Below are 11085 nucleotides of genomic sequence, written 5' to 3' on the forward strand. Positions count from 1 at the left end.
GCAGGCGGTCGCAGATGGGCGATAATGCCGGCTTCCCACGCCAGACTGTAGTGTCCATGCTCGATCCCGTCCTGCTCCGCACCCAGCCCGCCGCACTCGCCCAGCGCCTCAAGGAGAGCCGCGGGTTCGACCTGGACGTGTCCCGCATCGCCGACCTGGAAGCCTCGCGCAAGCAGATCCAGAAGCGCACCGAGGAACTGCAGAATCTGCGCAACACCCGCTCCAAGGCCATCGGCCAGGCCAAGGCCAAGGGCGAGGACGTGGCCGCGCTGATGGCGGAAGTGGCCGGATTCGGCGACGAGTTGAAGGCTTCGGAAGTGAAGCTGGACGAGATCCGCGCCGAGATCGAAGCCATCGCCCTCGGTATCCCGAACCTGCCGCACGCCAGCGTGCCGCTCGGCAGCGATGAGGCCGGCAACGTCGAACAGCACCGCTGGGGCACCCCGCGCGCGTTCGACTTCGACGTGAAGGACCACGTGGAACTCGGCGCCCGTCACGGCTGGCTCGACGCCGACACCGCCGCCAAGCTGTCCGGCGCGCGCTTCACCGTGCTGCGCGGCCAGCTGGCGCGCCTGCATCGCGCGCTAGCGCAGTTCATGCTCGACCTGCACACCAACGAGCACGGGTACGAAGAGACCAGCGTGCCGGTGATCGTCAACGCCGACTCCATGCGGGGTACCGGCCAGTTGCCGAAGTTCGAGGAAGACCTGTTCTCCACCGAGCTGGGCGAGCACAAGCGCTACCTGATCCCGACCTCGGAAGTGCCGCTGACCAACATCGTCCGCGACGAGATCCTCGACGACGCCCGCCTGCCTCTGCGCATGACCGCGCATTCGATGTGCTTCCGTTCCGAGGCTGGCAGCGGTGGCCGCGACGTGCGCGGCATGATCCGCCAGCACCAGTTCGAGAAGGTGGAACTGGTCTCCATCGCGCGCCCGTCGGAGAGCTACGACGAGCAGGAGCGCATGACCCGCGCCGCCGAAACCGTGCTGGAGAAACTGGGCCTTCCGTACCGCCGCATGCTGCTGTGCACGGGCGACATGGGTTTCGGCGCTACCAAGACGTTCGACCTGGAAGTCTGGCTGCCGTCGCAGAACACCTACCGCGAGATTTCCTCGTGCTCCAACTGCGAGGACTTCCAGGCGCGTCGCATGCAGGCGCGCTGGCGCAACCCGGCCACCGGCAAACCCGAGCCCGTGCACACGCTCAACGGTTCCGGCACCGCCGTGGGCCGTGCGCTGATCGCGGTAATGGAGAACTACCAGAACGCCGACGGGTCGATCACCGTGCCCGAGGTGCTGCGCCCGTACATGGGTGGCGCAGACCGCATCGCCTGAGCTGTTGATGCCTTCTCCCCGCGAGCGGGGAGAAGGTGCCCGGAGGGCGGATGAGGGGCGCTCTTAGCGCGAGCTCTCCGCTTTCCTACGGCAGACGCGCCTTGAGCGTTGATGGCTGCGGAGGGCCCACATCTCCGTTCGCCCCTCACCCGCCTTCGGCACCCTCTCCCCGCTTCGCAGGGAGAGGGGAGCGTCATGCCTTCTTGGGGCACCCCTTCGTCGCCTTCGCCACCTTGGCGCGCACGGCCGCGCGGCCCAGGTCGCGCAGCGCATCCTTGCCTACCCAGCGTCGCGCCGCGTCGTCGGATGCCGCCAACTGGGTCGCCACCGCGATCGCTTCCGCATGCAGCACGGCGTTGCGGTGGCCGATGGCCCGTAGCGCCCAGCTCACGCCCTTGCTGACGAAGTTGCGCGCATCGCCCGCGGCGGCGTACACGTGGGTCAGCCCGGCGAGGAAGGGCGCATCGGGCGTATGGCGGTCATGCACCGCCAAGCCGGCCAGCAGCGCGAACGCCGCGCGTTTCTCGAACTCGCCGCGCTTGCGCGCCCATGCATCGATCCGCCCCCAGGCATGCGGGCTGCGATCGAACAGGTGCAGGCACAACGTGTCGCAGACCGCCCAGTTGTCGAACTGGCGGCACCAACGGTCCATCTGGGCGGAAGTGACTTGCGCGGGATCGGCGATGAAGGCGACCAGCAGGCGCGCCTCGTAGATGCCGCTGTCCCACAGCGGTTGCATCAGGGCGGGCTGGCGGCCGATGCGCTTGCCGAGCGCCTGGATGTCGCGCATCGGCACGCCGAGCGCGTGCGTATCCGGAATCCCGTAGCGGGCCAGCCCCGCGCGGTGCACCGGGCTGGCAGCGGCCTTCAGCAAGGCGAGGGCGTGCGCGGCGTCGATCTGTTCCGGGGCGGCTTTCCGGGCGGGCATCGGCAGGTCGGCGGGAAGGATGCCGGCAGCATACCGGCCCCGTCCCGCGACCTGTGGTGGCTCAGGCGGCCTGGCGCAGCGGCGCCGGAATGCTCGCCAGCGCCGCTTCAATGGCCTGCGCCTTGTGTTCGGGCGAATAAGCCACGCGCTCGGCGCGGATGAACTCGACGTCGGTGATACCCAGGAACTTGAACACCTGCGTCAGGTAAGGCGCAACGAAGTCGATCGCGGTGCCGGCGTACTCGCCACCACTGGCCTCGGCCACGATCACCTTCTTGCCACCGGCCAGGCCAATGGGGCCGTTCTCGGTGTATTTGAAGGTGCGGCCGGCCACGGCCACGCGGTCGATCCAGGCCTTCAGCGTGGACGGCACACCGAAGTTGTAGCGCGGCACGCCCAGTACGATGACGTCGGCGTCCAGGAACTGCTGCAGGGTCGCTTCGCCGGCTTGTGCGGCGGCGGCATCGCCCCCACCCAGTACCGCATTGGTCAGGTGGGGCAGCGGGTCGGCGTCGAGGTCGCGATAGGTGACCTCCAGGTCGGGCAGGGTGTCCTGCCAACGGGCTACGATGGCGGCGGTCAGTTGCCGGCTGACCGAGTTCGCGGCCAGGGCGCTGCTGTCGATGTGCAATAGTTTCATGGTGGTTCTCCGGTCAGGACGCGGCAGGTGCCGCCTTGGGAACCACTGTAGGTCGTTGCATTATTGGGATAAACGTGGTCTAACGTCACTGATTGTTCTAAAGGCGGAACTATAGTCATGCAGCACGACCTCAACGACCTCTATTACTTCGCCATGGTGGTGGACCACGGTGGCTTCGCCGCCGCCGAGCGGGCGCTGGGCATTCCCAAGTCCCGCCTCAGCCGCCGCATCAGCCAGCTGGAAGCCGATCTCGGCGTGCGCCTGCTTCAGCGCTCGACGCGCCGTTTCGCGGTGACCGACGTCGGTACCAGCGTGCATCGCCATGCACAGACCATGCTGGCCGAAGCGCAGGCGGCGCGCGAAGTCGTCGATCGCCTCAGTGCCGAACCGCGCGGCGTGGTGCGCGTCAGCGTGCCGGTGGCGGTGGCGCAGATGCAGTTGCCGAAGATCCTGCCGGCCTTCCTCGACAAGTACCCGAAGGTGCGGCTGCAGCTGCACGTCAACAACCGCCGTGTCGACATCATCAACGAGGGCTACGACGTGGCCCTGCGCGTGCGCGCGAAGCTCGACGACGACGGCAGCCTGGTGATGCGCAGCTTCGGCCAGATCCAGGAACTGCTGGTCGCCAGCCCGAAGTACCTCAACCGCGCCGGCCGCCCGAAGGTGCCGGAAGATCTGGCGGAGCACGTCACGCTGAGCATCAGCGAAGACGAGGCGCGCCAGCGCTGGGAGCTGCACGGGCCGGATGGCGAGGTACGCCGCATCGAGTTGAATCCGCGCCTGGCCGGCTTCGACTTCCCGCTGCTGCAGTCGATGGCGAAGGACGGCTACGGCATCACCCTGCTGCCGGAGACGGTGTGCGCGGAAGCGGTGCGCAAGGGCGAGCTGGAGGTGGTGCTGCCGGAATGGAGCCTGCCGCAGGGCATCTGCCACGCGGTGTTCGCTTCGCGCCGGGGCATGTTGCCGGCGGTGCGGGTGTTCATCGATTTCCTGGCCGAGCACCTGCCGCAGCAGATCGAGTCGTCGCGGCTGGATTGCGGCGGCGCCTGCGCGGAGGCGAAGGAGAAGGCCATCGCCATGGCGATCGACAACACCAAGGCCGGCAAGGTGAAGAAGGCTTCGTAAGCCACGGCGGCGGGGTTCGTGCGAAAATGCGCACCGGCCTGCAAGGGGCCGTGCGCGCCGCCAGGGTAGGGCGGCGATGCACCGCGACGGGATCGCGGGCAGTTTCAGAAAACGGAGAGATGGCCGAGCGGTTTAAGGCAGCAGTCTTGAAAACTGCCGTAGGTGCAAGCCTACCGTGGGTTCGAATCCCACTCTCTCCGCCACCTCGGCAAGCGCTGTACCTTCCTGTCGGCAAGGAGCATTCGTATGCGCGGCGTCGAAGTGACCGGAATCGGCCTAGCGATCCTTGGGGTGGCGATCGTCCTGATCATCGCGTCCTTCCCGCTGCGCGCCTGGATGCTCCACAAGCTCCAGGACGACGTCTCCGTAAGGGATCTGTTCGACGGCAGGTCCATGATCGGCTCCGACTTCCTCGCGTTTGGCTTCATCAGGAAGTGGCGGACACTCTCGATCGCAGCCCGAGTCCCCGTGCTGGCATTTGTCGTCGCTCAGCTATCGGGCATGATTTTAATGCTGCTGGTCTGGCTTCGTACGCTTCTCTAGGCCTCTAAAGGGAGGAGATTCCATGCGTCGTTTCCTCATGCTTGCGTTGCTCCTGCACGGCGCCGCCTGGGCCGCCGAACCGCCGGCGCGCGTGATCGTCATCGGCACCTACCACTTCAGCAATCCGGGGCAGGACAAGGCAAATGTGGACGCGGTGGACGTCACGGTGCCCCGGCGGCAAGCGGAACTGCAAGCGGTGACCAATGCGTTCGCGGCCTTCCAGCCGACGTTCGTCGGCGTCGAGTGGCCAGCCGATGCCGCGCGCGAGCAATACGCGCGCCATCTCGCCGGCACGCTGCCGCCGTCCAGCAACGAAGTCGTGCAGCTCGGATTCCGGCTGGCAAAACAAGTGGGGCTTACGCAGGTCCACGGGCTGGACGTGCCGGGCGATTTTCCCTTCGAGCCGTTGGGCGCCTGGGCGCAGGCGAACGGGAGGGCGGGCGATCTGGATGCGCTGATGGCCCAGGCCCAGGGCATCACCGCGCGCATCACCGCGTTGCAGGCCACGCACAGCATCGGCGGCGTGCTGCGCGACATGAATACGCCGCAGGCCCTCGATGAGGCCGCCCGCTTCTACGCCGAGTTCCTCCGCTACGGCAGCGGCGAACAACAGCCCGGCGTCGAGCTCAATGCCGCTTGGGCGAAGCGCAATTTCGCCATCTGCGCGCGCCTGCTGCAGGCGTTGAAACCGGGTGATCGCGCCGTGGTGTTCTACGGGCAGGGACACGTGCCGCAATTGGCCGCCTGCCTGCGGTCGGCGCCGGGTGTTGAGCTGGAAGAAGCGGAAGCATTCCTGCCGACCTCGTGAAGGGAAGAAATGCGGGTGGGGGCTTGAGTTGCGTGGCCCGCGGAACGCCAGCGGCCGCACCCTGGACCGCGGTGCCGAATGACCTCTGATACATCTCCCCGGGTGCGCTTCGCTTACCGGGGCGACGGTCTACGACCTTTGGCCATTCCATTTCTAGACCATGTGCCAAGCGCGCCCGCTAGACTGCGGCATCACCTGACCGGATGCCCGCTCCGCATGAAGCTCACCCCCACGCCCATCACCGCCGTCATTGCGGGCCTCTTCGCCGGCATCGTGATGCCGCTGGTCTGGCCGCGACTGGGAGACGAAACCTTGAACTGGGTATTCGCCTTCCTGCTGGTCATCGCGCTGCCGATGCACGTGCTGGTGGTCGGCTTCAACCAGCCGCGTGACGCGGGGCAGGGGGGATTGAACCGTGCGCTCATCAAGCGTGTGGCGATCTGGCTGGCATCGGCCGTGGCGGCCGTGGCGGCCGTGGCGCTGATGCGGATCCTGTCGCTCTAGCGAGGAGCGTCCCGGCCTATACTCGGCCTACCTAACGGAGAGGGAAATCCCATGCGCAAGACCGCCATCTTCCTTGCCCTCATGTTCGCCGCCGGTATGGCGTTCGCCGATACCTACGCCTTCGGCAACCGCGTGGTCAGCAGCGGCGACAGCATCGGTCGGCTTGTCGAGATCGCCGGCAAGCCCGATCTGGTCACCCCGCTGGAAAACCAGTACGGCGCCCGCGAAGGCGAGAACTGGACCTACTTCCGCGACGGCAAGACCATCGTCTTCACCATCAACACCAGCGGCAAGATCCTGCGGATCACCGAATCCCGCTGATCGGGACACCGGGGTCGTCCATGAAGCGGATCGCACCGCCTTTCTTCATGCTGGTCTGCGCGTCGATGCTGTCCGGCTGCATCGGGACATCCAGCAAGGTCGCTCGTGCCAACACGGCGACGCCGGGTTCCACCCTCTGGTACACCATCGACAATCCCGGTGGTACGACGCCGGTGGCCTTCTAGGCGGTCATGCCGACGAGCTTGCGGACTTCGTATTGTCGGGCGGGGCCCCTGCGTCACTGGGAGCCGCGCCAGTCGACGCAACGCCACAGCCTGGCGAGATGAAATGGCAACCGAAAACGCGTTGAGCTTCCGCCCCGGAATGACGATCTCCCGCCGCAAGCGCGCGTCTTGCCACGCTCTCCCTGCATTGTTCCGCCTGCAAGACCCTCGATGAGGGAGTAGCGGGACTTTTCTGGTCCCGCTTGAGCCGTAATGAGAGAAGAGAGCGCCTTTCAGGTCCTCGCAACACCCTTAGTGAGAGAAGAGAGAGCCTTTCAGGTTGTCGCGAGACCGTTAGTGAGAGAAGAGAGAGCCTTTCAGGTCCTCGCGAGACCGTTAGTGAGAGAAGAGAGAGCCTTTCAGGTCCTCGCGAGACCGTTAGTGAGAGAAGAGAGAGCCTTTCAGGTCCTCGCGAGACCGTTAGTGAGAGAAGAGAGGCCCTTTCAGGCCCTCGCGAGACCCTTGGTGAGAGAGGCGCGAGGCTTTTTGCCTCTCGCGACCGCCTATGTGTGAGTAGAGGGGCAAGAGGAGGCGCCCGGCCGGCCCATGACCTCTGGCGCTTAAGCGGTTCTCAATCGCCCGTATGATTCAACTCACATAGGAGGGGTCATGCGCTCACTGATCGGAATCTGCCTGCTCGCCCTGCTGCCGTTCGCCGCCCCGGCGGCTGGTCCGGCTGCCCATGCCATTCCCACCCGTGTCGCCCTGGACGCGGAAGTCGCGGCGGCGATGAAGGCCGCGCAGGCCAACGGCCTGGCCATCGCGGTCATCGACGAGGGCAAGGTGGTCCACGTTGCCGCTTACGGCAAGCGCAATGCGAAAGGCGATCCCCTGCAAGCGGACACCGTCATGTATGGTGCGTCGCTGACCAAGGCAGTGTTCGCCTACACCGTGATGCAGCTGGTGGAGGAGGGCCGACTGGACCTGGACCGCCCCATCGGCGAGTACTTCGACCAGCCGCTGACCGACTATCCCGCCGAGGACGGTTACGGACCCTGGCCCGACCTGGCCGGCGACCCTCGCTGGAAAGGCATCACCGCACGCCACCTGCTGACCCACAGCAGCGGCTTCGCCAACTTTGCTTTCCTCGAACCCGACGGCAAGCTGCGCATCCACTTCGACCCCGGCGCGCGCTATGCCTACTCCGGTGAAGGGTTGATCCTGCTGCAATACGTGATCGAACGCGGCCTGGGCCTGGACCTGGGCGCGGAGATGCAGCGGCGCGTGTTCGACCGCTTCGGCATGCCGAACACCAGCATGATCTGGCGTGCCGATTTCGCCGCCAACCTGGCCGATGGCTGGATGGAAGACGGCACGGTCGAGCCGCACGACGAGCGCGGTCGCGTGCGCGCGGCCGGGTCGATGGACACCACCATCACGGACATGGCGGACTTCGCTGCGGCCTACATCAACGGAGAAGGCCTGCGTGCGGATACGTTCGCCGCGATGACGTCGCCGCAATTGCCCATCACCACGGCCTCGCAATTCCCCTCATTGCAGGACGAACTGCCCGCCCCACAGCGACGCAAGGATCTCGCTGCGGGCCTGGGCGTGGTGGTGTTCGACGGCCCGCAAGGCGCGGGCTTCTACAAGGGCGGGCACAACGACTCCACCGGCAATACCTGGGTGTGCGTGAAACAGCGCAAGCGCTGCGTCGTGATCCTGGGCAACGATGTGCGCGCGGAGCGCGCATTTCCACGGCTGGTGTCGTTCGTGCTGGGCGACACCGGCGTGCCGTGGAGATGGGAGTACGGCGCGGGGAAGGGCTTCATCGACTGATGCGGCAACGTGCATTCGACGCGGATCCCTGTTGAATCGCCGTTCGATCGCGACGCCGGTGCTCTGCCGTCGATAGTGGAATGTGCAGGAAATCGCCGGAAATTACGCATATTCACGCATGCATTTAACGTTCTTAACATCGCGTTGACCTGCGCGACGACGATGCGGACTACAATGCTGCATCGCATCAGTCGATGTCCGCGTCCATGTCCGGGGACGGACGCGCATCTGCCGCGCTTCTGCGCGCAGCGTGCCTCGCACGCGACACACCTTCTTTCCGCACCCGCCTGGCGGTGCCCCTCCGATGCGTGATTCCCCGCCTGCGTCCTGTGACGCATCCGCGTCGTGCCGTGTGCGCGGCTTCCCTCGCGACCATGGAGTGCACCTCATGACCCTGTTGAAACATCCTTCGCAACCTGTCCTTCTCGCCACCGATCTCGACGGCACCTTCCTGGCCGGCGACGCGGAGGCGCGCAAGCGCCTGTACCACCTCGTCGACGCGCATCCGGACGTCAAGCTGGCGTGGGTCACCGGTCGCGGCCGTGAATCGATCCTGCCGCTGTTGGCCGATCCCGGCCTGCCCACGCCGGACTACGTGATCTGCGACGTCGGCGCGACCGTGCTGCGCACCGCCGACATGCAGCCGATCCAGCCGCTGCAGTCGGCCATCGAAGCGCGCTGGCCGGGCGAGCATGTGGTGGCCGAGGCCATGCGCCGCTTTCCCATGCTGGTGCGGCAGGAAGTGCCGCAGGAGCGGCGCTGCTCCTATTACTGCCATCCCGAACAGCTCTCCACGATCCAGGCCGAAGTGGAGACCGTGGCCGCCTCGCTGGGCTGCGAAGTACTGTATTCGGCCGACCGCTACCTGGACATCCTGCCGCGCGACACGCGCAAGGGCAGCACGCTGACCGCGCTGGTGGACGAGCTGGCACTCGACCCGTCGCGCGTGCTGGTGGCCGGCGACACGCTCAACGACCTGTCGATGTATGGCGAGGGCTTCCCCGGCGTGTGCGTGGGCGAATCCGAGCCGGCGCTGATCGCCGCCACGGCCGACATGGACAACGTGCTGCATGCCGATGCGCCGGGCTGCGGCGGCATCCTGCAGGCGATGGCGCACTTCGCGCTGCTGGAGGCGGACGACTACCGGCCCACGCTGCATCCCCCGGGCAAGGCGGAACTGGTGATGGTCTACCACCGCCTGCCGTACGAGGAACACATCGTCGATGGACAGCGCGTGCGCCGCCCGCACAGTTCGCCGAACGGCATCATCCCGAGCCTGTTGAGTTTCTTCGGCGATGGCCAGCCCGGTTCGTGGGTGGCGTGGACGGTGGACGATCCGAAGGCACCCCCCATCGAGCCGCGCGCACCGGTGGACGCCGAACGCTATCCGGGCCTGACCGCCACCCACGTGCCGCTGACCAAGCATGAGGTGGACGTGTTCTACAAGCGCTTCTCGAAGGAGGCGTTCTGGCCGGTGATCAACAGCTTCTGGGAGCGCGCGCGTTTCAGCGAGGACGACTGGGACCTGTTCAAGCGCGTCAACCGCCGCTTCGCCGAGGCTGCCGCCGCCGAGGCCGCGCCGGGTGCGACCGTCTGGCTGCACGATTACAACCTGTGGATGGTGCCGTCGGTGCTGCGCGAACTGCGGCCGGACGTGAAGATCGCCTTCTTCCACCACACGCAGTTTCCGTCGGCGGACATCTTCGCGGTCCTGCCGTGGCGCCGCGAGATCCTCGGCAGCCTGCTGGCCTGCGACTACGTGGGCTTCCACATCCCGCGCCATGCCGAGAACTTCACCGACGCGGTGCGCAGCACGTTCCCGGTCGAGGTGACGCGGCGCGCGTCGTGCGCGCCGCGCTTCATGACCTTCGGCTGCGCGGTCGGCGTGGAGGACATGGCCACGGAGTTGCGTATCGACGGACGCACGGTGCGCATCGGTGCGCACCCGATCGGCACCGACGTGGGGCGCATCCGGGCCTGTCTCGAGACGGAGCAGGTGGCGGACGACATCGCGCGCATCCGCGACGAGATCGGCCGGCGCAAGCTGGTGCTGTCGATCGAACGGCTGGACTACACCAAGGGCATCCTGCAGAAGCTGCAGGCCTTCGAACGCTTGCTGGACGAGTCGCCCGAGCTGCGCGGCGAAGTGACGCTGGTGCTGGTCTGCGTGCCCGCCGCGAAGGAGATGACCATCTATCGCCCGCTGCAGCAGCAGATCGAACAGGCGGTGGGGCGCATCAACGGTCGGCTGTCGCAGCTGGACTGGACGCCGGTGCGCTTTTTCGCCCGCGTGCTGCCCTTCGCCGACGTGGTGGCGCACTACGCGGCCGCCGATGTCATGTGGATCACGCCGTTGCGCGATGGCCTGAACCTGGTGGCGAAGGAGTTCGTCGCCGTGCAGGGACTGGACGGTGGCGATGGCGTGCTGGTGCTGTCAGAGTTCGCCGGCGCGGCCGCGGAGCTGAAGGGTGCGGTGCTGACCAATCCGCACGACTCGGCCGACCTGGCGCGCACGCTGCGGCAGGCACTGGGGATGACGCCGGGCGAGCGCGAGGACCGCCAGCGTCGGCTGTTCGACATCGTGCGGCACTACGACCTGTCACGCTGGGGGCGCGAGTTCCTTGCCGCTGCGCGTGGCGTGGACGACATGCCCACGGCCGGAGCGCACACCGCGATCGCCGCGTAACGCATTTACGTTTGACGCGTCACCCGTGGGCCGCGATAGTCGCCTCACAGACGGAGGGGGGACGCCGCGATGCGGATGATGGTCGTGAGGAGCATGGTGTGGCTGCTGATCGCGGCCACGGCGCTCGTGTTGTTCGGCCTGGCCCAGGTACCGGAGCTGTGGGCGCCCTGAGCGCCGCGGCCAAAAGAAA

The 11085-nt window shown here is 66.8% G+C and carries 11 protein-coding genes and 1 tRNA gene; 10 read left to right on the forward strand and 2 right to left on the reverse strand.

From position 1 onward, the window contains the following. Positions 1–56 precede the first annotated feature (56 nt). Positions 57–1337: a serine--tRNA ligase gene (gene serS / locus CYU89_RS18440; RefSeq protein WP_296282999.1), complete on the forward strand. Its 1281-nt coding sequence runs from the start codon at positions 57–59 to the stop codon at positions 1335–1337. 193 nt (positions 1338–1530) lie between these two features. Here the strand turns inward: serS and CYU89_RS18445 are convergent, their stop codons facing one another. Both CYU89_RS18445 and CYU89_RS18450 read right to left on the reverse strand, forming a co-directional pair. After that, the gene (locus CYU89_RS18445) at positions 1531–2265 is read right to left on the reverse strand and encodes a DNA alkylation repair protein (protein ID WP_296283001.1); all 735 of its coding nucleotides are present in this window, start codon (positions 2263–2265) and stop codon (positions 1531–1533) included. Between the two features lie 61 nt (positions 2266–2326). Beyond that, a complete protein-coding gene (locus CYU89_RS18450; RefSeq protein ID WP_296283003.1) occupies positions 2327–2905 on the reverse strand; it encodes an NAD(P)H-dependent oxidoreductase in 579 nt (192 codons plus the stop codon). Positions 2906–3022: 117 nt separating this feature from the next. On the opposite strand from CYU89_RS18450, the gene CYU89_RS18455 reads away from it, so the two are divergent. From CYU89_RS18455 to ggpS, 9 genes are all read left to right on the forward strand, one after another. Next, positions 3023–4030 (forward strand): LysR family transcriptional regulator, encoded by a 1008-nt coding sequence (locus tag CYU89_RS18455; RefSeq protein ID WP_296283004.1) that lies wholly within the window; start codon positions 3023–3025, stop codon positions 4028–4030. A 113-nt stretch (positions 4031–4143) separates the two neighbouring features. Further along, positions 4144–4233, forward strand: a tRNA-Ser gene (locus tag CYU89_RS18460). A gap of 43 nt (positions 4234–4276) precedes the next feature. After that, positions 4277–4573, forward strand: a complete 297-nt coding sequence (locus CYU89_RS18465; protein WP_296283007.1) for a hypothetical protein — start codon at positions 4277–4279, stop codon at positions 4571–4573. A 22-nt stretch (positions 4574–4595) separates the two neighbouring features. Beyond that, positions 4596–5381 carry a DUF5694 domain-containing protein gene (locus tag CYU89_RS18470; RefSeq protein ID WP_296283008.1) on the forward strand — a complete coding sequence of 262 codons (786 nt, stop codon included), beginning with the start codon at positions 4596–4598 and terminating at the stop codon, positions 5379–5381. Between the two features lie 216 nt (positions 5382–5597). Next, complete coding sequence (locus CYU89_RS18475; protein ID WP_296283010.1) at positions 5598–5885, forward strand: hypothetical protein; 288 nt, start codon at positions 5598–5600, stop codon at positions 5883–5885. 51 nt (positions 5886–5936) lie between these two features. Then, complete coding sequence (locus tag CYU89_RS18480) at positions 5937–6206, forward strand: hypothetical protein (RefSeq protein WP_296283012.1); 270 nt, start codon at positions 5937–5939, stop codon at positions 6204–6206. Between the two features lie 20 nt (positions 6207–6226). Continuing rightward, entirely contained in the window at positions 6227–6391 is a 165-nt protein-coding gene (locus CYU89_RS18485; RefSeq protein WP_296283014.1) for a hypothetical protein, read from the forward strand. 648 nt (positions 6392–7039) lie between these two features. Continuing rightward, positions 7040–8209 (forward strand): serine hydrolase domain-containing protein, encoded by a 1170-nt coding sequence (locus CYU89_RS18490; RefSeq protein ID WP_296283016.1) that lies wholly within the window; start codon positions 7040–7042, stop codon positions 8207–8209. A gap of 388 nt (positions 8210–8597) precedes the next feature. Further along, the gene (gene ggpS, locus CYU89_RS18495; protein WP_296283017.1) at positions 8598–10895 is read left to right on the forward strand and encodes a glucosylglycerol-phosphate synthase; all 2298 of its coding nucleotides are present in this window, start codon (positions 8598–8600) and stop codon (positions 10893–10895) included. The last annotated feature ends 190 nt before the right edge of the window (positions 10896–11085 follow it).

This window comes from Pseudoxanthomonas sp. (assembly GCF_002863005.1).
Classification (GTDB): Bacteria; Pseudomonadota; Gammaproteobacteria; order Xanthomonadales; family Xanthomonadaceae; genus Pseudoxanthomonas_A.

Bases quoted from the DNA above. Each gene is read 5' to 3' on its own strand.
- CYU89_RS18470 (WP_296283008.1), top strand. From the start codon at position 4,596: ATGCGTCGTTTCCTCATGCTTGCGTTGCTCCTGCACGGCGCCGCCTGG.
- CYU89_RS18490 (WP_296283016.1), top strand. From the start codon at position 7,040: ATGCGCTCACTGATCGGAATCTGCCTGCTCGCCCTGCTGCCGTTCGCC.
- serS (WP_296282999.1), top strand. From the start codon at position 57: ATGCTCGATCCCGTCCTGCTCCGCACCCAGCCCGCCGCACTCGCCCAG.
- CYU89_RS18485 (WP_296283014.1), top strand. From the start codon at position 6,227: ATGAAGCGGATCGCACCGCCTTTCTTCATGCTGGTCTGCGCGTCGATG.
- CYU89_RS18450 (WP_296283003.1), bottom strand. From the start codon at position 2,905: ATGAAACTATTGCACATCGACAGCAGCGCCCTGGCCGCGAACTCGGTC.
- CYU89_RS18455 (WP_296283004.1), top strand. From the start codon at position 3,023: ATGCAGCACGACCTCAACGACCTCTATTACTTCGCCATGGTGGTGGAC.
- CYU89_RS18465 (WP_296283007.1), top strand. From the start codon at position 4,277: ATGCGCGGCGTCGAAGTGACCGGAATCGGCCTAGCGATCCTTGGGGTG.
- ggpS (WP_296283017.1), top strand. From the start codon at position 8,598: ATGACCCTGTTGAAACATCCTTCGCAACCTGTCCTTCTCGCCACCGAT.
- CYU89_RS18475 (WP_296283010.1), top strand. From the start codon at position 5,598: ATGAAGCTCACCCCCACGCCCATCACCGCCGTCATTGCGGGCCTCTTC.
- CYU89_RS18480 (WP_296283012.1), top strand. From the start codon at position 5,937: ATGCGCAAGACCGCCATCTTCCTTGCCCTCATGTTCGCCGCCGGTATG.
- CYU89_RS18445 (WP_296283001.1), bottom strand. From the start codon at position 2,265: ATGCCCGCCCGGAAAGCCGCCCCGGAACAGATCGACGCCGCGCACGCC.